Source organism: Microbulbifer sp. SE14 (assembly GCF_059834885.1).
Genome location: NZ_JCBAJA010000021.1, coordinates 35,392 through 58,565 on the forward strand (window position 1 = coordinate 35,392; position 23,174 = coordinate 58,565).

Sequence of the window (23,174 nt, forward strand, 5' to 3'; positions counted from 1 at the left end):
CCCTGTTTACTTGAGCCAATCCCTGTGGGGCAGGAAATCCGTGTAGAGTTTTTCCTCCGCGGAGCCCGGCTCCGGGTGCCAGTTGTACTGCCAGCGCACCAGGGACGGCAGCGACATCAGGATCGACTCGGTGCGCCCGCCGCTCTGCAGCCCGAACAGGGTGCCGCGGTCGTAGACCAGGTTGAACTCCACATAGCGGCCGCGGCGGTACAGCTGGAAGTCGCGCTCGCGCTCGCCGTACTGGATATCCTTGCGCCTTTTCAGGATCGGCAGGTAGGCGTCGAGGTAGCTGTCGCCCACCGAGCACATAAACGCGAAGGCGTTGTCGAAGCCGCCCTCGTTGAAATCGTCGAAGAAGAGACCGCCCACACCGCGGGCCTCGCTGCGATGTTTGAGATAAAAATACTCGTCGCACCATTGTTTGAAACGCGGATAGATCTCCTCGCCGAAGGGCGCGCAGGCGTTTTTCGCGGTCTGGTGCCAGTGCACCACGTCTTCCTCGAAGCCGTAATAGGGGGTGAGGTCGTAGCCGCCGCCGAACCACCACACCGGGTCCGCGCCCGGCTTCTCGGCGACGAACAGGCGCACATTGGCGTGGCTGGTGGGTACATAGGGGTTGCGTGGGTGAATCACCAGGGACACCCCCATGGCCTCGAAGGATCGGCCGGCCAGTTCCGGGCGCGCCGCCGTGGCGGAGGGGGGCAGCCTGTCACCGTACACATGGGAGAAGTTGACCCCGCCCTTTTCTATCACATTGCCATTTTCCAGCACGCGGGTGCGGCCGCCACCGCCGCCCTCCCGGACCCAGGCATCTTCCACAAACGCCACGCCATCCACCGCCGCCAGCTCCGCACAGATGCGGTCCTGCAGGTCCAGCAGATAGTCTTTCACGGCCTGAACTGGAATTTCGGTCTTGGCATCGGTCATGGGCAGCTCTTGTATTACGGGAGAGGGGAAGCCCCGGGGGTTGAGCGACAGGCGCGCTCAGCCGGCGCGAATGACACGGCCACTGACGAGATCGCGGATCTCGCTGGGCGCGCTGCGCCCGCCGGTATTGCCGCCACCGACAAAGTCGAGGCGGTCGCCGAAGTAGCGCAGCACCTGGAACTTGTAGCGCGCGGGCTGGCAGCCGGCCGGATTGGCGGAGGTTGACACGATAGCACCGCCAAAGGCGCGCGTCAGTGCCGCGGTGAAACGGTGGTTGGTGTGCCGCAGGGCGACACTGTGGTGAATGCCTGAGACCCAGGGCGGCACCTGGTCAAAGTGCGGAACCAGCCAGGTCACGGGGCCGGGCCAGGTCTCGTCGATACGCGCGCGCTGGTCGCCGGTGAGTTTGTGCAACAACGCATCGAAGTGATGCTGGTCGCCGGATACCAGGATCAGGCCCTTTTCCAGGGGCCGGCCTTTCAGTTGGCACAGGCGGGCGACCGCCTCGGGATTGTTGGGATCGCAGGCCAGTCCCCACACCGATTCCGTGGGGTGGGCGATGACCCCCCCGGCAGCCAGTGCGCGCACGGCGCTGGCCAGGGAGAAGCCCGCGCTATGCAGGCTGTGACTGTTGCTTTCTGCCAAGGATCGGGACTCTTCGGGTCTTGCGGTGCTGCGGCTTTCGCTGCAGTTGCGCTTCTCAGGGAGCGCCGCAATTTAGCGGATAGTACCAGCCTAGACAAGGCTGGGCGGGCCTGCGCATCCACCAGGATGTGTCAACCACGCCGGCGGGAGCCCGAGCAGCCGGTGGGCGGAGCCACCGCGTATCCCAGCGGCTGGCGGCCGGAGGATTTCGTCTATTCGGCGAGTTGCAGTTGCGCGGCGCCGGCCGGAGTCAGCTGGTAGCCACCGGGCAGCTGCTCCACCAGGCCGGCCAGCTCCAGTTGCAGCAGCAGCGCCATCAGTTCGCCGGCGCCCTCGCGGGTATCCCGCGCCAGCTGCTCCATGCTGCGGGGGTCGCCGCCCAGGGCCTCTACCAGGCGCTGCTGCCGCGGTTCCAGTTGTCGCGCCTGCGGGGTCGCGACCGCGGAGGGCTGGGCCAGCAGGCCGCCCAGCTGCTCGACGATATCCGCACTGGTCTCCACCAGCGCGGCGCCGTCTTTGATCATCCTGTGGCAGCCGCGGGCCAGCGGGTTGTGGATGGAGCCGGGGATCGCGAACACTTCGCGGTTCTGCTCCAGCGCCAGGCGCGCGGTGATCAGGGAGCCGGAGCGCAGCGCCGCCTCCACCAGCAGCACGCCCATGGACAGGCCGCTGATGATGCGGTTGCGCTTGGGGAAATTGGCCGCGTCCGCCGGGCTGCCCAGGGGCAGTTCGCTGATGACGGCGCCGCCGGCCGCGATTATCTCCTCGGCCAGGGCCTGGTTGCGGCGCGGGTAGAGCCGGTCCGCGCCGCTGCCGAGCACCGCCAGGGTGGCGCCGCCGGCCTTGAGGGCGCCGCGGTGGGCGGCCGCATCCACCCCCAGGGCCAGGCCGGAGGTGATGGCGAAGCCGGCGCCGGCCAGTTCCGCGGCGAAGGCGTGGGCATTGTCGAGCCCGCCGTGGCTGGCGCGGCGCGCGCCGACCACCGCTATCTGCGGCAGGTGCAGGACCTCGACCGGGCCCCGCACATAGAGCACCGGCGGCGGGCGGGAGATCTCGGCCAGCAGGCGCGGGTAGTCGTCGTCGCCGTACGCCAGCAGCCGTACCCCGGCGGCGGCGCAGCGCTCGCGCTCCGCCCGCGCCCAGGCGGCCAGTTCGCTCTGCTCGCCGCGCCGGGAAAGATCGCGCCACTGCACCTGGGCGCGCTCGGGAAATTTGTCCAGAAGATTGTCGGGGAGGGACTGCAGCGCCCGCAGGGCGTCGCCGAAGTGTTCGATCAGCTGCCAGTAGCGGCCGGGGCCCATGCCCTCCAGCCGCAGCAAGGCCAGTGTGGCGGTCAGCGCATCCATGCGTCGGGCACCTCCAAAAATTGTCTTTTTGCACGAGCGCGGCGTCGGCTCCGTGCTCGAATCCTCACGTACTAAAGTACGCTCCGGTTCTGCGCGCGGTGCCTCCTTGCTCTCGCACAAAAATCCTAATTTTTTGAGGCACCCTTCTTCTTTGCTAAATCAGGGGTTGCGCACCAGGTCCAGCACCGCGAGGGGGCGATCCGCCTCCAGCACCAGGGCCAGGCTCATCTTCTCGAAGGTGCGGAACACCATCATCACGCCGGCGTATTCGTCCGGCAGCTTGACGCTGTCGCGCTCTATGCGGTCGCGCACGGTGGCGCCGCGCTTGTAGATGGACAGCACATGGCCCGGCTGCAGGCCCTCGCGCTCGCCGCGGTTGATCACCACCACGTCGTACTTGCCGATCTGGGTCACACCCTCGTCCACACCGAGGATGACGCCGTCCACCGGCACCGCCGGCGCGCCCGGCTGGAACAGGGCGGCGATGGCGCGCTCCTCCACCGGCAGCAGCCGGTCCTCCAGGCGTATCTCGCGGGCGGTGCGGGTGACTTCCAGGGTGGCCACGGCGAAGTCCTCGCGGCGGTCCGGGTCCAACTGGAACAGGTCCACGGAACCTACGTCCAGCGCCTGGCGGCCGAGTATCTCGCCGGTGACCGGGTCGGCGTAGACCGGGCCCGGGCGGTAGACGCCGTAGGAGGCCAGGGGCACGCGGAAGTCACCGCGAGCGTAGATCTTCTCGCCGGCGCCCATCAGGATGCGCTGGTCGGCGCCGGAAATCACATAGGGGGTGCCCTTGAAGGCATCCGGGGCGACGATGCGGGTGCGGGACAGGAAGGCGTTGATGGCGTCCAGCGGAATCGCCGGGATCGCCTCGCCCACCGGCTCGCGGCGCACCTGCGGGTGCAGGCTGTCGCCGGCGGGGGTCAGCTTGTAGGCGGTGGGGCCACGCTCCAGGTGCAGCTGCGGCTGACCCTCGACGTACACCAGGCGCAGGCGGTCACCGGGGTAGATCAGGTGCGGGTTCTCCACCTGGGGATTCACCTGCCAGATCTCCGGCCACTGCCAGGGCCGGGCGAGGAACCGGCCGGAGATATCCCACAGGGTGTCCCCCTTCTGCACCACGTAGACGTCCGGGTGGTCTGGATTGAGGCGCACCTGGTCCTGCGCCTGAATGCCGAAGGCCACCGCCAACAGCAGGGCAGCGGCCACAATAATTTTTCTCATTGAAGCATTCCTATGCTCTTTATCGCTATAATCTTACGGCGCCAGGCCACCGCCCCTGCGGTTTATGATGGTTTAGCGGCAAATATCGAGCGCGATCATTATGTTATCAGCGCAAGTTCCACGAATACTAGAAGTTTGTCACAGGTGTTATGGCCAAACTTGAGATCCTCGAATTCCCCGATCCGCGCCTGCGCCAGGTCGCAAAACCCGTCGAAAAGGTGACCGACGAGCTGCGCCAGCTGGTGGACGACATGTTCGAAACCATGTACGCCGCCCCCGGCGTCGGCCTCGCCGCGACCCAGGTGAATGTGCACCAGCGCATCGTCGTGATCGACGTGTCCGAAGACCAGAGCGAGCCGCTGGTGTTTATCAACCCGGAGATAGAAGTGCTGGACGAGGATATCCACCAGTACGACGAGGGTTGCCTGTCGGTGCCCGGTTTCTACGAGACGGTGGAGCGGCCACGCAAGGTGCGGGTCAAGGCACTGGACCGCGACGGCGAGGCCTTCGCGATAGAGGCCGAGGGGCTGCTGGCAGTGTGCATCCAGCACGAGGTGGACCACCTGAACGGCAAGCTGTTCGTGGACTATATCTCCCCGCTCAAACGCAACCGCATCCGCTCCAAACTGGAAAAGGCCCATCGCCAGCGCGCCTGACGGCCGCCAGTAAGTAAAGAGTTCCGCCGCCGGTCGCCCGGCGGCCCTTCCACACCAGAATCCATGACCCAGCCACTGAACATCATCTTCGCCGGCACGCCGGACTTTGCCGCCGTGCACCTGCAGGCCCTGCTCGACAGCCCGCACAAGGTCATCGCCGTCTACACCCAGCCGGACAGGCCCGCCGGGCGCGGCAAGAAGCTTCTGGCCAGCCCGGTCAAGCAGCTGGCCGAAAAACACGCCATTCCCGTCCACCAGCCGCAGAGCCTGCGCGACGAACAGGCGCAGGCGGAACTGGCGGCACTGGACGCCGACATCATGGTGGTGGTCGCCTACGGCCTGATACTGCCGCAGGCCGTGCTGGATACGCCGCGCCTGGGCTGCGTCAATGTGCACGCCTCCCTGCTGCCGCGCTGGCGCGGCGCCGCGCCGATACAGCGCGCCATTGAGGCCGGCGACGCCGAAAGTGGCGTGGCCATCATGCAGATGGAGGCGGGGCTGGACACAGGGCCGGTGCTGGTGGAGAGCCGCTGTACCATTTCCCCCAAAGACACCGGCGGCAGCCTGCACGACAAGCTGGCCGAACTCGGCGGCCTGGCGCTGCTGCGGGCATTGGCGCAGCTGGCTGCGGGCACCGCCGACCCGGTGGCCCAGGACGACTCAAAGGCCAACTATGCCGGCAAGATCACCAAGGAGGAGGCGCGCATCGACTGGACGCGCCCCGCCGAAGAGCTGGAACGGCAGATCCGCGCCTTCAATCCCTTCCCGATCTGCTGGACCACCTGCGCGGACAGGGGGGGGGAGCAGCGACTGCGTATCTACAGCGCACAGCTGGAGCGCGGCTGCCACGGCGATAAACCGGGCACCATTCTCGCCGCCGACGACGAGGGCATACTGGTGGCCTGCGGCCGCGAGGCGCTGCGCCTGCAGCTGTTGCAGCTGCCGGGCAAGAAGGCGCTGCCGGCGGCGGAAATCCTCAAGGGCCACCGGGAGCTGTTCGCCCCCGGCGTGCGGTTGGGGCAATAGATGAACAGTGACGTCCGCGCCGAGGCGGCGCGAATCCTCGCCTCCCTGCTCGAGGGCCGGGGCTCACTGGCGAGGCTGTTACCCCAAGCGCAAACGAAAGTGAGCGAGCGCGACCGCGCGCTGCTGCGCGAACTCTGCTACGGCGGCGCGCGCACCGCGCCGCGCCTGCAGCTGCTGGCCAACAAGCTGCTGCGCAAACGCCCGGCGGATATGGAGGTGGAAGCGCTGGTACTGCTCGGCCTCTACCAGCTGGAGTACACCCGCATCCCGGATCACGCCGCCATATCGGCGACGGTCAACGCCGCCCGAGCGCTGAAACTGGACCGCGCCACCGGCGTGATCAACGGCGTGCTGCGCGCTTACCAGCGCAGTCGCGAGCAGCTGCAGCGCAAGCTGTCCGGCGACCCGCAGTTCAGTTCCATGCACCCGACCTGGCTGCAGCAACGGATCAAGGCGGCCTGGCCCGACAGGGCCTCCGATATCTTTCGGGCCAACAACGCCAATCCGCCGATGACCCTGCGCGTCAACGGTGCAAAAGTTTCCCGCGACGACTATCTGCAGCAGCTGCAGGCGGCGGGCATCGCCGCAACACCCTGCGCCCTTTCACCGGTCGGCATCACTCTGGGGGAAGCCTGTGCAGTGAGCGAGCTGCCCGGCTTCGACGAGGGCCTGGTCAGCGTGCAGGACGAGTCGGCGCAGCTGGCGGCGCTGCTGCTGGCACCCGCGGCGGGCGAAAGGCTGCTGGACGCCTGCACCGCACCCGGCGGCAAGAGCTGCCACCTGTTGGAACAGCAGCCATCGATAGCGCTGAGCGCACTGGATATAGAGGAAGAGCGCCTGGACAGGGTGCGGGAGAACCTCGACAGAATCGGCCTGGAGGCGGAACTCATCTGCGCCGACGCCGCCGAGCCCGATGCCTGGTGGGACGGAAGGCCCTTCGACCGCATACTGCTGGACGCCCCCTGCTCCGCCACCGGCGTCATCCGCCGCAACCCGGATATCAAGCTGCTGCGCCGCGAGGCGGATATCGCCGAGCTGGCCCGGCTACAGGCAAAGATCCTGCGCGCCATGTGGAAGCTGCTCCGCCCGGGAGGCTCCCTGCTCTACGCCACCTGCTCGATACTGCCGGCGGAAAACGCCGAACTGGTGGCGCGCTTCGTTGCGGAGGCGGGGGATGCGCGCGACAATACGCCGCAATTGCTACAGGGTACGCCCTGGGGTGAGCCGCAGACGGCGGGCGTGCAACTGCTTCCGCAGCCCGATGGTGGCGACGGTTTCTACTACGCTCTGCTGAGCAAAGCCGAATAAGAGCGGTAATAAGCCGCGAGCCTTATCTGATATGAAAATTGTCATTCTCGGCGCCGGCCAGGTGGGCGGCTCACTGGCGGAGAGTCTCGCCTCCGAGCGCAACGACATCGTGCTGGTGGACAGCGACGAGAAGAAGCTGCGCGAACTGCGCGATCGCCTGGATATCGGCACAGTCGTCGGCCACGCCTCTCACCCTGACATGCTGCTGGAAGCCGGCATAGAGGACGCCGATATCCTGGTGGCGGTGACCAATAACGACGAAACCAATATGGTCGCCTGCCAGATAGCCCACTCCCTGTTCCGCGTGCCCACCAAGATAGCCCGTGTGCGTGCCGGCGCCTACCTGCAGTACCCGCAGCTGTTCGACACCCCGGCCATTCCCATCGACGTGCTGATCAGCCCGGAGCAGCTGGTGTCCGAGTATATTGCACGGCTGATGGAGCACCCGGGCGCACTGCAGGTGCTGGATTTCGCCGATGGCCTCGTGCAACTGGTGGCGGTGCGCGCGCGGCAGGGCGGCCCGCTGGTGGGCAACCAGCTGCGCTACCTGCGCGAGCATATGCCCAAGGTGGACACCCGCGTGGCCGCCATCTACCGCCGCAACAGCCCGATCATTCCCACCGGTGACACGGTGATCGAGGCCGGCGACGAGGTCTTCTTTATCGCCGCGCGCGCCGATATCCGCGCGGTCATGAGCGAGCTGCGCCGCTTGGAGCACGGCTACAAGCGCATCACCATCGCCGGCGGCGGCAATATCGGCCTGCGCCTGGCGCACAAGCTGGAGAACCGCTACTCGGTGAAGATCATCGAGCAGAGTCACGAGCGCTGTGTCTTCCTGTCCGAGGAACTCACCCACAGCATCGTGCTGCACGGCAGCGCCTCGGACCAGGACCTGTTGCTGGAGGAGAGTATCGACGATACCGATGTGTTCCTGGCGCTGACCAACGACGACGAGGCCAACATCATGTCGTCGCTGCTGGCCAAGCGCCTGGGCGCGCGCAAGGTGATGACCCTGATCAACAACCGCGCCTATGTGGACCTGGTGCAGGGGGGCGATATCGATATCGCCATATCACCGCAGCAGAACACCATCGGCAGCCTGCTGACCTATGTGCGCCGCGGCGACATGGTCAATGTGCACTCCCTGCGCCGCGGCGCCGCCGAGGCCATCGAGGTGATCGCCCACGGCGATCAGCGCACTTCCAAGGTGGTGGGCAGGAGGATCGAGGATATCGATCTGCCCGAGGGCGCCGCCATTGGCGCCATAGTGCGAGAGACGGATAACGGCAGCGAGGTGCTGATCGCCCACGACGACGTGGTGGTGCAGACAAACGACCATGTGATCGTCTTCCTGGTCGACCGCCGCCAGACGCGCCATGTGGAGCAGCTGTTCCAGGTGGGCTTCAGTTTCTTCTAAAGACGGGACTCGGGACTCGGGACTCGGGACTCGGGACTCGGGAAAAATTGTATGGCGGATCAGCGCCGCGAAATCCAAAAGAATAGCGCCCCTCTCCCGCTTGCGGGAGAGGGGCTGGGGGAGACGGTGTGCGAATAGCGGTAATAGCGCGAGTTTTCGGAATCCTCCTGACGGTGTTCAGCCTGACTCTGCTGCCGCCGATCGCCGTGTCCTTCTGGTACCACGATGGCACCCACACCGCCTTCATCGCCGCCTTCGCAATCACCCTGGTCACCGGCCTCCTTATGTGGCTACCGGTGCACGACCTGCGCCAGGAGCTGCGCACCCGCGACGGCTTCGTGGTGACCTCCCTCTTCTGGCTGGTACTGGGCAGCTTCGGCGCCCTGCCGTTGATCATCAGCCCGCAGCCGGCGCTGGGCATTACCGATTCCATTTTCGAGTCCATCTCCGGACTCACCACCACCGGCGCCACTACCATTACCGGCCTCGACAACCTGCCGCCGGCGATCCTCTACTACCGCCAGCAGCTGCAGTGGTTCGGCGGTATCGGCGTGATCGTGATTGCCCTGGCGATTCTGCCGATGCTGGGTATCGGTGGCATGCAGCTGTACAAGGCGGAGATTCCCGGGCCGGTGAAAGACACCAAACTGACACCGCGCATCGCCGAGACGGCGCGGGCACTGATGGTGATCTATATCACCCTGACCCTCCTGTGCACCCTGGGCTACTGGTGGGCGGGCATGACGGTGTTCGACGCCGTTGGCCACGCCTTTTCCACCGTGGCCAACGGCGGCTTTTCCACCCACGACGCCAGTATGGGCTTCTACGCCAACAACGGCGCCATCATGGCGATCTGCATCGTGTTCATGTTCACCGCGGCAATCAACTTCGGCCTGCACTTCTTCGCCTTCCGCAATCGTAGCCTGCGCCACTACTGGCGCGACTCCGAATTCCGTTTCTATGTGATACTGACTTTTTCCGCCGCCGTGCTGATCAGCTGCTATCTCTGGTACCTGGGTCTTTTCACCCCCAGCAGCAGTTTCCTGCACGGCTTCTTCCAGGTAGTGTCCATCGGCACCACCGCCGGCTTCTCCTCAGAAAGCTTTTACGTCTGGCCGGCCTTCCTGCCCTATGTGTTGTTGCTGATCGGCATTATGGGCGCCTGTGCCGGATCGACCTCCGGCGGCATCAAGGCGGTGCGGGTGATGCTGATCATGAAATCCGGCCTGCGCGAGCTGAACCGCCTGGTGCACGCCAATGCGGTGGTGCCGATCAAGGTGAACCGCAAGATAGTGCCCGAGCGGGTCACCGACGCGGTGTGGGGATTCTTCGCCGTCTATATCCTGTCCTTCTTCGTACTGACGGTAGTGGTGATGGCCACCGGCGAGGATTTCGTTACCTCCTTTTCCACCGTCGCATCCTGCCTCAGCAACATCGGCCCCGCCCTGGGCGAAGCCGCCGCCCACTACGGTTCGGTCAATGAGGTCGCCAAGTGGTTCCTGATCCTGGCGATGCTGATGGGGCGCCTGGAGATCTTCACCCTGCTGGTACTGCTGACCCCCGCCTTCTGGCGCCACTGAGCCTGCAATTCATCGCAAACGGTACCTCCGTGCGATAGTCAATTTTGTTTTTTTCTGCCAAAGTAGCCGTTTACAGGAAGTAACTATAAGAAGCAGGCGGTATGGGCAGAAATACCAGCGAGCTGCTCGGTCAGTTGAAGATCGATCGCGATGCAGCTCCAGAATCCAGTTCCTCCTCCCGGCACACGCTGATCGCTGCGGCCATCGGTGCCGCCGCCGGCCTGCTGCTGGGTGCCCTCGCCGTATCGCTGTTCAGCGGCGGGGAGCCGGCACCGCAACCAATTCCCACGGCCACTGCGCAAACCCCGGCGGCCCCCAAGATCCAACCTGCCCCTGTCATCGAGCGCGAGACGGTGCTCAACGCCTCCGGTTATATCACTGCGCGACGCATGGCCACGGTATCCGCCGAGGTAATGGGCCTGATCACCAGCGTGGACGTCGAGGAGGGCATGAGCGTGACCGAGGGCCAGGTGCTGGCGCGGCTGGACGATGCCAAGGCGAAGGTCAACCTGGACTTCGCCCTGGCCCAGGTCGAGGTACTGCAGGCGCGCCAGGCCAGCATTATCGCCAACCTGGAGGAGGCCCGGCGCCAGCGCATTCGCTACGCGGGCCTGAGTGACAAGCACTACTCCAGCCGGGCCGAGTTGACACAGAGCGAGGCCACCGTCGAGAGCCTGCAGGCGGAGCTCGCCAGCGCGCGCGCGGACATCGAGGTGGCAAAAATCGAGGTGCAGCGGCAACAGGAGCGGCTTGAGGATCACACCATACGCGCGCCCTTCGCCGGCGTGGTTACACAGAAAAATGCCCAGCCCGGCGAAATCGTCGCGCCCAGCTCCGCCGGCGGCGGCTTCACCCGCACCGGTATCTGCACCATCGTCGATATGGATTCCCTGGAAATCGAGGTGGATGTGAACGAGGCCTTTATCGGCCGCGTGTCTCCCGGGCAGAAGGTAAATGCCAACCTGGATGCCTATCCGGACTGGGATATTCCGGCCACCGTGGTGGCCATCATTCCCACTGCCGACCGCGCCAAGGCCACGGTGCGAGTGCGCATCGGCATAGACGCAGAGGATGCACGCATACTGCCGGATATGGGTGTGAAGGTGGCCTTTCTGGGCGACGGCGAATAGAGCGGCAAATTATTTGTAGGAAATAAAAACCCAATAAACGATTGAGGGATCAGGCGATGTCACAGGACGTATTGTTTCAATTAAACGGAGTCAACAAGAGTTTCGTCAAGGGCAAGGAGGTGATTTCCATCTTTGACGACCTCAATCTGACCATAGACCGCGGCGACTTCGTCGCCATCATGGGCCCGTCCGGTTCCGGCAAGACCACACTGCTGAATATGCTCGGTGGCGTGGACCAGCCGAGCGGTGGTGAGATCTGGTTCGACGGCTCGCGAGTGGACAGCCTGAACGAGAGCGCCCTGACCCGTTGGCGCGCGCACAATATCGGTTTCATTTTCCAATTTTACAATCTGATGCCGATGCTGAACGCGGCACGCAATGTGGAGCTGCCGCTGCTGTTGACCAAACTGTCCAAGGCCCAGCGCAGGAAAAATGTGGAGACGGCCCTGGCACTGGTGGGCCTCTCCGACCGCGCCAAGCATATGCCCAGCGAGATGTCCGGCGGCCAGCAGCAGCGGGTGGCCATCGCCCGCGCCATTGTCTCGGATCCGAAACTGCTACTGTGCGACGAACCCACCGGCGACCTGGACCGCACCACCGCCGATGAAATCCTCGAGATGCTGCAGCTGCTGAACCGCGAGCACGGCAAGACCATCGTCATGGTCACCCACGACCCGGCCGCGGCCAAGTACGCGAACCAGACACTGCATCTGGACAAGGGAAAATTCGTGCAGAGGGAACTGGTGGCATGAGCGATCTCTATCTGATTTACAAGAACATGACGAGGAAGCCGCTCAGGCTCTTCCTCACCTGTTTTGCGATCTTTATCGCCTTCCTGATTTTCGGCGCGGTGACCACCCTCAAGAGCGCGCTGGACGCCGGCATCGACCTGGCGGCGGACAACCGCCTGGTGGTGGTCAACAAGATCAACTTCACCCAGCCGCTGCCGATTGCCTACGCGCAGAAGGTGGCGGCAGTGGACGGCGTGGAGAATGTCACCTACGCCAACTGGTTCGGCGGCTACTACCAGGAGGCGCGCAACCAGATAGTCGCCATGGCCGTGGAGCCGGAGAGCTTGCTGCAGGTGTACGAGCGGGAAATCGTGTTGTCGCCGGAGCAGCGCGCCGCCTGGCTCGGCAACCGCCAGGGCCTGATCGCCGGCAAGAACCTGGCGCAGCGCCTGGGCTGGAAGGTCGGCGACCGGGTGCCGGTCTCCTCCAATATTTTTTCCCACAAGGACGGCGGCCACACCTGGGACTTCGTCGTGGAGGGTATTTTTACCGGTAGCGACCCGCAGCACGACACCAACAGCATGTACTTTCACTACAAGTACTTTATGGAGACCCAGAGCTTCGGCGGCGACTGGATCGGCTGGATCACCCTCACCACTGTGGACCCGGCGCAGAACCAGCGCATCGCCGACGAAATCGACAATGGCTTCGCCAATTCCCAGGCGGAGACGGATACCAGTACCGAAGCGGCCTTCAGCAAGGCGTTTATCGAACAGATCGGCAATATCGGCCTGATCATCTTCGGCGTGGTGTTCATGGCCTTCTTCACCATATTGATCCTGGTCGGTAACACCATGGCACTGGCGGTGCGCGAGCGCACCGGCGAAATCGCCGTGCTGAAAACCCTGGGCTTCGCCGCCCCGCGCATTTTCAAAATGGTGTTGGCGGAATCCCTGATGATTGCGCTGATCGGCGGCCTCGCCGGCCTCGGCGTTGCCTGGCTGATTGTCGAAGGCGCCAAGGCCACCATGGCCCAGTTCCTGCCCAACCTGGTGCTGGATTCCGGCATAGCCCTGCAGGCGCTGGCATTCATGCTGCTGCTGGGGCTGGTTACCGGCCTGCTGCCGGCGCTCAACGCGCTGCGCCTCAACATCGTCACAGCTTTCAACCGGGGATAAACCAATGGGATCACTGTTTTCACGCTCTTTGTTTACACAGACGGCTGCGGTCACACTGATGAATATCCGCAGCCTGCCCCGGCGCCTGTGGATGTCCCTGGCCATGGTGCTGGCCAGCGCCGTGGTGGTGGCCATACTGCTGGCCTTCCTGGCCATGGCCAAGGGCTTCGAGGCCACCATGAGCGGCGCCGGTTCGGACGACGTGGCGCTGATGATGCGCGAGGGTTCCCAGGCGGAGCTGAACAGTGTGATCGGCCGCGACCAGGTCAACCTGATCGAGGAGGCGCCCGGCATAGCGCGGGACGCCGAGGGCCCACTGGTGTCCCCCGAACTCTATGTGATCGTCGACGGCATCAAGAAGGGCACCGGCACCAAGGCCAATATTCCCCTGCGCGGCCTGGATGCGCGCGGCATGGCCATGCGCGGCAATATGCAGTTGCTGGAGGGCCGCATGTTCACCCCCGGCACCAACGAGATGATCGCGGGCGCCGGAATCCTGCGCGAGTTCGACGGCTTCCAGCTCGGCAACGAGATACGCTTCGGCAAAAACGTGTGGACGGTGGTGGGCGTCTTCTCCACCGGCGGCAATGTGTTCGAGAGCGAACTCTGGGCGGATGCCAAGATGATCCAGAGCCACTACAACCGCGGCAGCAGCTACCAGACCATCCGCGCGCAACTGCAAAATCCCGGCGACCTGGAGCCACTCAAGGCGTATATCGATGCCGAGCCGCAGCTCAACCTGGAGCTCAAGACCGAGGCGGCCTACTTCGCCGAACAGGGCAAGCAGCTGCAGTACATGGCCATCTTCGGCCGGGTGATCAGCTTTATCATGGCCCTGGGTGCTTTAGCGGGAGCGCTAAATACCATGTACACCTCGGTGGCGGACAGGGCGAAGGAAATCGCCACCCTGCGCGCCCTGGGCTTCGGCAACTTCTCCGCCTTCTGCGGCACCATCGCGGAGGCACTGGTACTGGCTGCCGTCGGCGGCCTGCTCGGCTCCCTGGCCGCCTTTGTATTCTTCGACGGCCTCAACGCGTCCACCCTGGGCGGCAGCTTTACCCAGGTGGTGTTCAGCTTCGAGATGTCGCCGGATCTGTTTGTGCAGGGCGCGGTGCTGGCACTGCTGATCGGCTTCGTCAGCGGCTTTTTTCCGGCCTGGCGCGCGGCGCGGATGCCGGTGGTAGTGGCATTTCGCAACGCAGTTTGACTTACAGTTGACACAGCAGGGAGCTCGTGTAATGAAAAAAATCGTCTGTCTCGGATTGCTGGCATTCAATCTCGCTTCCTGCGACGGAAACTCAGGCAGCAATCCCCCACAGGAAATTCCCAGCAAGACCATTTCCTTCGCTATGGATACGGCCGAGCACGGCTGGGACGTGGGCTTCGCCGACTACGACATTGTAAATATGGCGGATGGCGACCTGACCTATGGTTTCGAGCAACAGCTGCCCGCGCCACTGGAAGATCTGAGTGGCCTCAGGGTCACAGGGAACAACCACAGCGATGATCTGTATATGTTTATCAAAAAGCGCTTTTCCGGTTTCGAAGCCAATACGCGCTATCAGTTGCAAATGGAGATCACCTTCGCCACCAACTCCCCGGCGAACTGTGTTGGCGCCGGAGGGGCACCGGGCGAAGCTGTTGCAATCAAAGGCGGTGCTACCGCCTTCGAGCCCATGGCGATAAATGACGGCACCGGCTATATCCTAATGAACCTCGACAAGGGCGGTCAGGGCGACGGCGGCAGCGACGCAATCACTCTCGGGGATTTTGCCAACTCCAAAGACTGCGATGATGGCCCCGACTATTCCTACGAACTGAAAACACTCCAGAGCGAGGAATACTCCTTCTTTGTCGAAACCGATTCCAGTGGGGATTTGTGGCTGATGTTCGGAACCGATTCAGGCTACGAGGGGATAACCACCATTTACTTTATCTCCGGCGAAGTTGTCGCGACGGAAGCCCTGTAAACTACTTCGGGAAATTCGCCTGAAGTACCCAGAAGGCTGGCTGCGTTAAGGAGGTTCTATGCGCGAACTCGTTTTGTACGCCGCAAGAGCCGGCGGCTCGACCATCGTCGAGGCGCTCTTCGCGCTGGCGGGACTGGACTGCGAGATCCGCTATTTCTCCTGGGATGAACTCCCCAACGAGGAGCTGCTGGCGGTTAACCCGCTGGGGGAGATCCCCGCCCTGCGCCTGGAGAACGGCGAGATACTCACCGAGACAGCGGCGATTACCCTGTGGCTGGGGGACCACTTTCCGTCCAGGGGCCTGGTGCCGCCGGCGGCCGACCCGCGTCGCGCGCAGTTCCTGCGCCGGCTGGTGTGGCTGGTGTCCGCCGTATATCCCACCTTCACCTACGGCGATCACCCGGAGCGCTTCGTCCCCGGCAAAAAGGGCGCGGCGCAGCTGCATGAGGCGACCGAACAGCGCCGCCAGAGGCTGTGGCGCCAGCTGGAAGCGGAGCTCGACGGCCCCTGGGCCTGCGGCGCGGAGATGACGGCGCTGGATGTCTTCGTCGCGGTGATGACCTGCTGGCGCCCGCGGCGGCAGTGGTTCGCGCGGGAGTGCCCGAAGCTATCCGCTATTGCACAGCGGGTCGATCAGCTGGAGCCGCTGCGAGACATATGGCACCGCAACGGCCTGCCCCGCGCCTGATCAGCGCCCTTTTTTCTGGTAGATACGGCTCTTACCCTCCGGCTGCTTCCTGAACCGCTTGTACTCCCACTGGTACTGTTCCGGCGCTTCGGCGATACAGGCCTCCACACCGCGGTTCATCGCCGCCAGGGACACCTTCTGCTCGTCGCTGTAGATGGCCTGTTCGGCGGGCAGGAACACCAGCTCGAAGCCGCCCTCCACCCGCTTGCCAAAGCCGAACACACAGCGGCAGCCGGTGCGCTGCAGCAGGTTGTGAGCCAGGGTCATAGTCAGTGCCGGCTTGCCAAAGAAAGGCGCGAAATCGCCGCCCATATCCGGCTCCTGGTCCGGCAGCACCATGACAATATTGCCGGCCTTCAGCGCCTTCAACAGCGAGCGCACGCCGTGCACATTGGTGGGCACCATCTGCGCGCCGGTGGTCTCGCGGCCGTTGCGGATGATCGGGTCCAGGGCGGCGATTTTCGGTGGCGCGTAGAGGGCGGTGGACGGGCCCAGGGTGGCCAGGTACATGCCGAAGATCTCCCAGTTGCCGGTGTGGGGCATCAGTACCAGCACGCCGCGGCCGGCCTCCACGCCCTCGCACAGCAGCTGCTGGTTGCGCACCCGCACTATCTGGTCCTCGCTGCGGCTCCAGGGCTGGTGCCAGAGGGTGGCCACCTCGCAGCCGGTCATCGCGGTGTGGACGACGCTCTCCCGCGCCAGCCTCTCCCGCCGCGCCGGTTCCATGGCCGGGTAGCAGAGTTCCAGGTTGATGCGGCTGATGCGCAGGCTGTCGCCGCGGCCCAGCACCGCGATGCGGCCGAACAGCCGGCCGAGGCGGCGCGACCAGCGCAGTGGCAGCTTGCCCACCAGTTTCAGTGCGGTGACCGCCAGGCGACCTTTGATATCCAATGCGACTACTTCCCAATCCAGATTCGAGTGCGGCAGCTCCAAGTATGGCCATTCAATCGGCCCCGAGCGGCCGCAGCGCCTTTAGTGCGCCACCCGCTGCCGCTATAATTGCGTCCCTTTGCCCCCCAGTCAGCAAAACACAAGCACTTACTGATCCGGAGATAGCGGTGTCCCAGCCCCAACAACAGCAATACGACCTCAGCACCTTCCAGGGCCTGATCTTTGCCCTGCAGGACTACTGGGCGCGCCAAGGGTGCGTCATTCTACAGCCTCTGGATATGGAAGTGGGCGCCGGCACCTTTCACCCGGCCACCTTCCTGCGCGCCGTGGGTCCCGAGACCTGGAACGCGGCCTATGTACAGCCCTGCCGCCGCCCCACCGACGGCCGCTACGGTGAGAACCCCAACCGCCTGCAGCACTACTACCAGTACCAGGTGGTGATGAAGCCGTCCCCGGACAATATCCAGGAACTCTACCTGGACAGCCTGCGCGCCATGGGCGTGGACCCGGCGATTCACGATATCCGCTTCGTCGAGGACAACTGGGAGTCCCCGACCCTGGGCGCCTGGGGCCTGGGCTGGGAGGTGTGGCTGAACGGCATGGAGGTGACCCAGTTCACCTACTTCCAGCAGGTGGGCGGCCTGGAGTGCTACCCGGTCACCGGCGAGATCACCTACGGCCTGGAGCGCATCGCCATGTACCTGCAGGGGGTGGAGTCGATCTACGACCTGGTGTGGACCCGCAACCCGGACGGCAGCCCGGTCACCTACGGTGACGTCTTCCACCAGAACGAAGTGGAGATGTCCCGCTACAACTTCGAGCACGCGGACGTGGAATTCCTGTTCGCCACCTTCGATCACTGCGAGCGCGAGAGCGGGCGCCTGATCGAGCTGGGCCTGCCGCTGCCGGCCTACGAGCAGGTGATGAAAGCCTCCCACGCCTTCAACCTGCTGGATGCGCGCCACGCCATCTCGGTCACCGAGCGCCAGCGCTATATCCTGCGCGTGCGCACCCTGGCGCGCCAGGTAGCCCAGGCCTACTACGATGCGCGCCGCGCCCTCGGCTTCCCGCTGGCGGCAGAGAGCATACGCAAAGAGATACTGGCGGAAGAAGTTGCACCCGCAGCCGAACAACAGGAGAAGCAGTAATGGCGCAGGATTTTCTGGTAGAGCTGGGCACCGAAGAACTGCCGCCGAAAGCGCTGCACAGGCTGATGGACGCCTTCGCCGACGGCATAACCCAGGGCCTGAAGGCCGCCGAACTGGAATTCGGGGAGGTGAAGTCCTACGCCGCACCGCGCCGCCTGGCGGTGGCGGTATCCGGCCTGGCCGAGAAGCAGCAGGACAAGCAGATTGAGAAGCTGGGCCCGGCTGTGGCCGCGGCCTTCGACAAGGAGGGTAAACCGAGCAAGGCCGCCGAGGGTTTCGCGCGCAGCAACGGCGTCACCGTCGACCAACTGGGCCGCGTCGACACCGACAAGGGCGAGCGCCTCGTCTTCGTCAGCGAACAGAAGGGTGCCGCCACCGAGACGCTTCTTGCCGAAATCGTGGAGAAATCCCTGGCCCAGCTGCCGATCCCCAAACGCATGCGCTGGGGCGCGCGCCGCGAGGAATTCGTGCGCCCGGTGCACTGGCTGCTGATGCTGTTCGGCAACAAAGTGGTGGACGGCGAAGTACTGGGCCAGAAGGCCGGCAACACCAGCCGCGGGCACCGCTTCCACTGCAACCGTGAGCTGGAGATCCATTCCGCCAACGACTATGTGCAACAGCTGCGCGACCCCGGCTTCGTAATCGCCGATTTCGCCGAGCGCCGCGAGATCATCCGCGAACAGGTGATGGCCGAGGCGAACAACGTCAACGGCGAGGCGGTGATAGACCCGGATCTGCTCGACGAGGTCACCGCACTGGTGGAGTGGCCGGTGGCCCTGACCGGCCGCTTCGAGGAGCGCTTCCTGGAAGTGCCGGCGGAGGCACTGATCTCGTCGATGAAGGAACACCAGAAGTATTTCCACGTGGTGGACGAGGACGGCCAACTGCTGCCCTTCTTCATCACCGTGTCCAATATCGAGAGCCGGGACGCGGCCCAGGTGATCCACGGCAACGAGCGGGTCATACGCCCGCGCCTGGCCGACGCCGCCTTTTTCTTCGACACCGACAAGAAGACCAGCCTGGAGGCACGGCGCGAGAAGCTCAAACAGATCATCTTCCAGCAGCACCTGGGCACCGTCTACGACAAGACCGAACGCCTCGCGGTGCTGGCGGCAAAGATCGCCGACAGGATAGATGCCAATCCCGAGTGGGCCTCCCGCGCCGCGCGCCTGTGCAAGTCCGACCTGGTCACCGAGATGGTGTTCGAGTTCCCGGACCTGCAGGGCATCGCCGGCTACTACTATGCGGAGAACGACGGCGAGCCGCTGGACGTGGCCAAGGCCATGTACGAGCAGTACATGCCCAAGTTCGCCGGCGACGAACTGCCGCAGAGCGAGACCGGCACCGTCATCGCGCTGGCGGACCGCCTCGATACCCTGGTGGGCATCTTCGGCATAGGCCAGCCACCCAGCGGTTCCCGCGATCCCTTCGCGCTGCGCCGCGCCAGCCTCGGCGTTATCCGCCTGCTGGTGGAGAAGAAACTCGACCTGGACCTGCGCGAACTGCTGGAGCTCGCCCGCGAAAACTTCCCGCGCACCGCGCTGGGCGAGTACAACAGCGTGGTCGAGCAGACGCTGCACTATATCCTGGAGCGCTTCCGCGCCCGCTACGAGGATCAGGGCATAGCCGCCGAGGTCTTCATGTCCGTGGCCGCGCGCAAACTGTCGCGGCCGCTGGATATCGACAACCGGGTACACGCGGTGCACGCTTTCAGCCAGCTGCCGGAGGCCGAGGCCCTGGCCGCGGCCAACAAGCGGGTGTCCAATATCCTGGCCAAGTTCGAGGGAGCCGTGCCGGGCAAGGTGGACGAGAGCCTGCTGCAGGAGGAGGCGGAGAAGGCCCTCTACGCGGCCGTGCAGGTGGCGCGCACCGAAGTGGAGCCGCTGTATAAGGAAGCGATGTTCGCCGAGGGCCTCGCCGGCCTCGCCGGACTGCGCGAAACGGTGGACAACTTCTTCGACCACGTGATGGTGATGACGGACGACGAGAAGCTGCGCGGCAACCGCCTGGCACTGCTGGCGCAGCTGCGTGCGCTCTTCCTGGAAGTTGCGGATATCTCGCTGCTGGTGCCGGCCAAGTAAATCGAGCAGTCAATTTAGCGGGAGCCTGGCAAACAGGCTTCCGCAATTTTCAGAGCCCGGAAAAATATTCATGGCAATCATCGTGCTGGACCGGGACGGAGTCATCAACTACGACTCCGACGCCTACGTCAAATCCGCCGACGAGTGGAACCCCCTGCCCGGCAGCATCGAGGCCATGGCCAAGCTGAGCCGCGCCGGCTACCAGCTGGTGATCGCCACCAACCAGAGCGGCCTGGCCCTGGGCCTGTTCGACCTGGACGACCTGGAAGCCATGCACGCAAAAATGCGTGCGCTGGTGGAGGACGCCGGCGGCGAGATAGCGGCCGTCTTCTACTGCCCCCACAGCGATGACGACAACTGCCGCTGCCGCAAGCCCAAGGCCGGACTGCTGGATGCGATAGAGGCGGAATTCGATACCAGCCTGCACGATTGCTATATGGTCGGCGACAAGCTCAAGGACCTGCAGGCGGCACTGGAGAAGGGCTGCAAGCCGGTTCTGGTAAAGACCGGCGCGGGGAAGCAGACGCTGCAGCAACTGATCAGTGAACCGGACGAGCGTCTGGCCGACACCGCCGTGTTCGACGACCTGGCCCAGTTCGCGGATTTTCTGCTGCGGCAATCCTGATAAACAGTAGCTGCGCGGCGCTGCGCTTTCCCTACTTTAGCGGCAGAAAAATATCCGTAACCGCCTCTGCCTCCGGCACATCGGGAAAAAACTTCACGCGCTGGAAATAGATCGGAAAATCCCGCAGCTCCTCCCCACTCCGGGGCAGCCACTCAGAGTAGAGATACTTCACCGCTTCGCCCAGTCCGTCGTCGGACCCCGTATGCCGAAGCACCGCACAGTGGCCGGCGGGAATAATCTTGCCGACCACGCCGTAGGCATTTTCCTCCACTTCCCTGTCCGTCGCCGCGCAGATATCCAGGCGATAGTCTTCTGCGGCAACCTGTTGCGGGTCGTCGTAGACGATATTGAACGTCGCGCTGACAACCGGCGAAAGCTTCTGCTGCTTTCGCCACTCGATAAATTTCCGCACCGTGCTGCCGATGATCCGCGGATCGCCGCGATGTTCCAACGCTGCAACTTTTGTCTCCGCGAACGCCACTATCTCGACCTGCTTCTGCTTTCTCTCAGATTTCACCTGGCTGCCTCTCAGTACACTCAATAATTGATACTGTGAGTACCAGTTGCCCCAGCGCGGCGCCTTCCTGAACTCCGACGGCGACTGGCCGGCGCACCTCCTGAAAGCCCGCGCGAAGGACTCGGGCCCTTCGTAACCACAGGTCAGGGCTATTTCCGTCACCGGTATTGCGCGAAAGGCGAGCAGATAGGCCGCCCGCTTCAGCCGGCACAACTGGATATAGCCGTGCGGGCTGATGCCAAACAGCGCTGCAAACTGCCGCTGGAAATGAAATTTCGATAATGCAGCGATATCGCAGAGCCGTTCCAGAGTCAGTTTCCGATCCAGGTTCGCATCGATATAGGCAATTACCCTGCGAAATCTGTCCCGGTAAATTTCCGATTTCAATTCGGTCAAAACTGGCCTCCTCACAACACCGTCGAGTGTAGCGGGCCTGGCCCGGAGATACCTGATCGATATTGCTCAGTCCGCGCGGCGCCGTTCCTTCAGGCAGTGGCCGACCCGGACAATCGCCTCTATCGCCGGCTTGAGTTCCGCGCCCAGTTCGGTGAGGCGATACTCCACGCTCGGTGGCGAGGTGGGCATCACCTCTCGGATCACCACGCCGCTGGATTCCAGCTGCTTGAGGCGCGTGGTCAGCATCTTGGCGGAGATGCCGTGGATATCGTCTTTCAGTTCGCTGAAACGCCGCGGGCGCTGGCTCAGGTACCAGATGATATTCGGCGTCCAGGCGCCGCCGATCACTTTCATGCACTCGCCGATGGGGCAGGTCGACGGCGGCGGCTCTACGGGATTTTTTCTGCGCGGCAGCATGAGATTTCCTGTTCGCGGGGTGGCGTTGTCGGTTCGACTTACCGGGCATTCACATGGTTACCCGCCGGTAACTACTGATTTTAGTTACCAAGTCTCCGCAAGTATACTTTGGTAACTCGCATGGCTAGACTCAGCCGCGAATCAGAGATCGCTAGGGAGTCGGCAGGCATGTGGGATAACAACCCCGTCACACGCGCACTGGGTATTCAGTACCCGATACTTCAGGGACCTTTCGGCAGCGGCCACTCCAGCGCCGAGCTGGCGGCGGCGGTTTCAAACGCCGGCGGCCTCGGTGCCTACGGCGCCCACCACCTGTCCGGGGAGCAGATACTGGCGCTGGCGGCGGATATCCGCGCCGGGACACCCCACCCCTTCAACCTAAACCTGTGGATTCCGCGGCCGTCCGAGTGGGGCGAGCCGACGAGCGCAGAGCGGGAAGCCGCCTACCTGCAGCGGATAGAATCTTTCTTCGAGGAACTGGACCTGCCGCTTCCGGCGCGCATCGAGAACCCGCTGCACGACTTCGACGAGCAGGTGGAGGCGCTGCTGGAGGCGCGCCCGGCGGTGTTCAGTTTCGTGTTCGGCATTCCCGATAAAAAGATTCTCGAGCGCTGCGCCGAGCGGGGCATCACCACCCTGGGGGCGGCCACCTGTGTCGCCGAGGCGGTGGCGCTGGAGCGCGCCGGCGTGGACATGCTGGTGGCCTCGGGGCTGGAGGCCGGCGGCCATCGCCCGGCCTTTCTCGAGGAACCGCAGCCGCGCGCGCTGCTCGGCACCTTTGCGCTGCTGCCGAAGATCCGCGATGCGATTTCCATTCCAGTGATCGCCGCCGGCGGCATCGCCGACCGCCGCGGCCTGGACGCGGCCTTTGCCCTGGGTGCGGACGCGGTGCAGATAGGCACCGCCTTCCTGGCCTGCGACGAATCCGGGGCCAGCCCGCTGCACCGGTCCCTGCTGCGCCATCCCGAGGGCTGCGACACAGTGCTGACCCGCGCCGTCTCCGGCCGCATGGCGCGCTATATCCGCAACCGCCTGACCGAAGCCAGCGCCCGCTGGCCAGACCCGGCCCTGCCCTATCCGCTGCAGCTTTCACTGACGCGACCGCTGGCGAAGGCCTCCACCGCGCGCGGCAGCGCCGATTTCGCCACCATGGCCGCGGGCCAGGTCGCCGGCCTGTCGCGCCACCGCGGTGCCGCCGAACTGATGGCGTCGCTGGTGGCCGGCGGCTCTCCCGAAACAGCCTCATCCGAAGGAAAAACCCACGAGGAGTAAA

22 protein-coding genes are annotated in these 23,174 nt (G+C 64.3%); 15 read left to right on the forward strand and 7 right to left on the reverse strand.

What is annotated here, in order from left to right:
• Positions 1 to 6 precede the first annotated feature (6 nt).
• From hemF to AC6R19_RS14925, 4 genes are all read right to left on the reverse strand, one after another.
• Positions 7 to 927: an oxygen-dependent coproporphyrinogen oxidase gene (gene hemF / locus AC6R19_RS14910; protein WP_500580633.1), complete on the reverse strand. Its 921-nt coding sequence runs from the start codon at positions 925 to 927 to the stop codon at positions 7 to 9.
• Positions 928 to 984: 57 nt separating this feature from the next.
• The gene (locus tag AC6R19_RS14915; protein ID WP_500580634.1) at positions 985 to 1,572 is read right to left on the reverse strand and encodes an L-threonylcarbamoyladenylate synthase; all 588 of its coding nucleotides are present in this window, start codon (positions 1,570 to 1,572) and stop codon (positions 985 to 987) included.
• Positions 1,573 to 1,784: 212 nt separating this feature from the next.
• On the reverse strand, positions 1,785 to 2,918 hold the full coding sequence (dprA, locus tag AC6R19_RS14920) for a DNA-processing protein DprA (protein ID WP_500580635.1): 1,134 nt from the start codon (positions 2,916 to 2,918) through the stop codon (positions 1,785 to 1,787).
• A 159-nt stretch (positions 2,919 to 3,077) separates the two neighbouring features.
• Complete coding sequence (locus AC6R19_RS14925) at positions 3,078 to 4,142, reverse strand: LysM peptidoglycan-binding domain-containing protein (protein WP_500580636.1); 1,065 nt, start codon at positions 4,140 to 4,142, stop codon at positions 3,078 to 3,080.
• Positions 4,143 to 4,291: 149 nt separating this feature from the next.
• Here AC6R19_RS14925 and def point away from each other — a divergent pair, with 149 nt between their 5' ends.
• From def to AC6R19_RS14980, 11 genes are all read left to right on the forward strand, one after another.
• Positions 4,292 to 4,798 (forward strand): peptide deformylase, encoded by a 507-nt coding sequence (gene def / locus AC6R19_RS14930; RefSeq protein ID WP_500580637.1) that lies wholly within the window; start codon positions 4,292 to 4,294, stop codon positions 4,796 to 4,798.
• Between the two features lie 63 nt (positions 4,799 to 4,861).
• Positions 4,862 to 5,824, forward strand: coding sequence for a methionyl-tRNA formyltransferase (gene fmt / locus AC6R19_RS14935; protein WP_500580638.1), 963 nt, complete (start codon positions 4,862 to 4,864; stop codon positions 5,822 to 5,824).
• On the forward strand, positions 5,825 to 7,132 hold the full coding sequence (gene rsmB / locus AC6R19_RS14940; protein WP_500580639.1) for a 16S rRNA (cytosine(967)-C(5))-methyltransferase RsmB: 1,308 nt from the start codon (positions 5,825 to 5,827) through the stop codon (positions 7,130 to 7,132).
• A gap of 31 nt (positions 7,133 to 7,163) precedes the next feature.
• Complete coding sequence (trkA, locus tag AC6R19_RS14945; protein ID WP_500580640.1) at positions 7,164 to 8,549, forward strand: Trk system potassium transporter TrkA; 1,386 nt, start codon at positions 7,164 to 7,166, stop codon at positions 8,547 to 8,549.
• A 128-nt stretch (positions 8,550 to 8,677) separates the two neighbouring features.
• Positions 8,678 to 10,129 carry a TrkH family potassium uptake protein gene (locus AC6R19_RS14950; protein ID WP_500580641.1) on the forward strand — a complete coding sequence of 484 codons (1,452 nt, stop codon included), beginning with the start codon at positions 8,678 to 8,680 and terminating at the stop codon, positions 10,127 to 10,129.
• A 101-nt stretch (positions 10,130 to 10,230) separates the two neighbouring features.
• Positions 10,231 to 11,259, forward strand: a complete 1,029-nt coding sequence (locus AC6R19_RS14955) for an efflux RND transporter periplasmic adaptor subunit (protein WP_500580642.1) — start codon at positions 10,231 to 10,233, stop codon at positions 11,257 to 11,259.
• Between the two features lie 56 nt (positions 11,260 to 11,315).
• Entirely contained in the window at positions 11,316 to 12,011 is a 696-nt protein-coding gene (locus AC6R19_RS14960) for an ABC transporter ATP-binding protein (protein ID WP_500580643.1), read from the forward strand.
• Entirely contained in the window at positions 12,008 to 13,168 is a 1,161-nt protein-coding gene (locus AC6R19_RS14965; RefSeq protein ID WP_500580644.1) for an ABC transporter permease, read from the forward strand. The genes AC6R19_RS14960 and AC6R19_RS14965 overlap by 4 nt, the downstream gene beginning before the upstream one ends.
• Positions 13,169 to 13,226: 58 nt before the next feature.
• Positions 13,227 to 14,375: an ABC transporter permease gene (locus AC6R19_RS14970; protein ID WP_500580645.1), complete on the forward strand. Its 1,149-nt coding sequence runs from the start codon at positions 13,227 to 13,229 to the stop codon at positions 14,373 to 14,375.
• 31 nt (positions 14,376 to 14,406) lie between these two features.
• Entirely contained in the window at positions 14,407 to 15,138 is a 732-nt protein-coding gene (locus tag AC6R19_RS14975) for a hypothetical protein (RefSeq protein WP_500580646.1), read from the forward strand.
• A gap of 58 nt (positions 15,139 to 15,196) precedes the next feature.
• A complete protein-coding gene (locus AC6R19_RS14980) occupies positions 15,197 to 15,826 on the forward strand; it encodes a glutathione S-transferase family protein (protein ID WP_500580647.1) in 630 nt (209 codons plus the stop codon).
• On the opposite strand, the gene AC6R19_RS14985 is transcribed toward AC6R19_RS14980, so the two are convergent.
• Positions 15,827 to 16,717 carry a lysophospholipid acyltransferase family protein gene (locus AC6R19_RS14985; protein WP_500580648.1) on the reverse strand — a complete coding sequence of 297 codons (891 nt, stop codon included), beginning with the start codon at positions 16,715 to 16,717 and terminating at the stop codon, positions 15,827 to 15,829.
• Between the two features lie 167 nt (positions 16,718 to 16,884).
• On the opposite strand from AC6R19_RS14985, the gene glyQ reads away from it, so the two are divergent.
• The 3 genes from glyQ (at position 16,885) to gmhB (ending at position 20,571) form a co-directional block, all read left to right on the forward strand.
• Positions 16,885 to 17,865 (forward strand): glycine--tRNA ligase subunit alpha, encoded by a 981-nt coding sequence (gene glyQ / locus AC6R19_RS14990; protein WP_500580649.1) that lies wholly within the window; start codon positions 16,885 to 16,887, stop codon positions 17,863 to 17,865.
• A complete protein-coding gene (gene glyS, locus AC6R19_RS14995; RefSeq protein WP_500580650.1) occupies positions 17,865 to 19,946 on the forward strand; it encodes a glycine--tRNA ligase subunit beta in 2,082 nt (693 codons plus the stop codon). Before glyQ ends, glyS begins: the two co-directional genes overlap by 1 nt.
• A gap of 70 nt (positions 19,947 to 20,016) precedes the next feature.
• Entirely contained in the window at positions 20,017 to 20,571 is a 555-nt protein-coding gene (gene gmhB, locus AC6R19_RS15000) for a D-glycero-beta-D-manno-heptose 1,7-bisphosphate 7-phosphatase (RefSeq protein WP_500580651.1), read from the forward strand.
• A 31-nt stretch (positions 20,572 to 20,602) separates the two neighbouring features.
• Here gmhB and AC6R19_RS15005 read toward each other — a convergent pair whose 3' ends face one another.
• A complete protein-coding gene (locus AC6R19_RS15005) occupies positions 20,603 to 21,484 on the reverse strand; it encodes an AraC family transcriptional regulator (protein WP_500580652.1) in 882 nt (293 codons plus the stop codon).
• A gap of 66 nt (positions 21,485 to 21,550) precedes the next feature.
• Positions 21,551 to 21,901, reverse strand: coding sequence for a winged helix-turn-helix transcriptional regulator (locus tag AC6R19_RS15010; protein WP_500580653.1), 351 nt, complete (start codon positions 21,899 to 21,901; stop codon positions 21,551 to 21,553).
• Between the two features lie 168 nt (positions 21,902 to 22,069).
• Between AC6R19_RS15010 and AC6R19_RS15015 the strand changes: the two genes are divergently transcribed.
• The gene (locus AC6R19_RS15015; RefSeq protein ID WP_500580654.1) at positions 22,070 to 23,173 is read left to right on the forward strand and encodes an NAD(P)H-dependent flavin oxidoreductase; all 1,104 of its coding nucleotides are present in this window, start codon (positions 22,070 to 22,072) and stop codon (positions 23,171 to 23,173) included.
• Position 23,174: the final 1 nt, after the last annotated feature.

Bases quoted from the DNA above. Each gene is read 5' to 3' on its own strand.
- hemF (WP_500580633.1), bottom strand. From the start codon at position 927: ATGACCGATGCCAAGACCGAAATTCCAGTTCAGGCCGTGAAAGACTAT.
- dprA (WP_500580635.1), bottom strand. From the start codon at position 2,918: ATGGATGCGCTGACCGCCACACTGGCCTTGCTGCGGCTGGAGGGCATG.
- AC6R19_RS14925 (WP_500580636.1), bottom strand. From the start codon at position 4,142: ATGAGAAAAATTATTGTGGCCGCTGCCCTGCTGTTGGCGGTGGCCTTC.
- def (WP_500580637.1), top strand. From the start codon at position 4,292: ATGGCCAAACTTGAGATCCTCGAATTCCCCGATCCGCGCCTGCGCCAG.
- fmt (WP_500580638.1), top strand. From the start codon at position 4,862: ATGACCCAGCCACTGAACATCATCTTCGCCGGCACGCCGGACTTTGCC.
- rsmB (WP_500580639.1), top strand. From the start codon at position 5,825: ATGAACAGTGACGTCCGCGCCGAGGCGGCGCGAATCCTCGCCTCCCTG.
- trkA (WP_500580640.1), top strand. From the start codon at position 7,164: ATGAAAATTGTCATTCTCGGCGCCGGCCAGGTGGGCGGCTCACTGGCG.
- AC6R19_RS14955 (WP_500580642.1), top strand. From the start codon at position 10,231: ATGGGCAGAAATACCAGCGAGCTGCTCGGTCAGTTGAAGATCGATCGC.
- AC6R19_RS14960 (WP_500580643.1), top strand. From the start codon at position 11,316: ATGTCACAGGACGTATTGTTTCAATTAAACGGAGTCAACAAGAGTTTC.
- AC6R19_RS14965 (WP_500580644.1), top strand. From the start codon at position 12,008: ATGAGCGATCTCTATCTGATTTACAAGAACATGACGAGGAAGCCGCTC.
- AC6R19_RS14970 (WP_500580645.1), top strand. From the start codon at position 13,227: ATGAATATCCGCAGCCTGCCCCGGCGCCTGTGGATGTCCCTGGCCATG.
- AC6R19_RS14975 (WP_500580646.1), top strand. From the start codon at position 14,407: ATGAAAAAAATCGTCTGTCTCGGATTGCTGGCATTCAATCTCGCTTCC.
- AC6R19_RS14980 (WP_500580647.1), top strand. From the start codon at position 15,197: ATGCGCGAACTCGTTTTGTACGCCGCAAGAGCCGGCGGCTCGACCATC.
- glyS (WP_500580650.1), top strand. From the start codon at position 17,865: ATGGCGCAGGATTTTCTGGTAGAGCTGGGCACCGAAGAACTGCCGCCG.
- gmhB (WP_500580651.1), top strand. From the start codon at position 20,017: ATGGCAATCATCGTGCTGGACCGGGACGGAGTCATCAACTACGACTCC.
- AC6R19_RS15010 (WP_500580653.1), bottom strand. From the start codon at position 21,901: ATGCTGCCGCGCAGAAAAAATCCCGTAGAGCCGCCGCCGTCGACCTGC.
- AC6R19_RS15015 (WP_500580654.1), top strand. From the start codon at position 22,070: ATGTGGGATAACAACCCCGTCACACGCGCACTGGGTATTCAGTACCCG.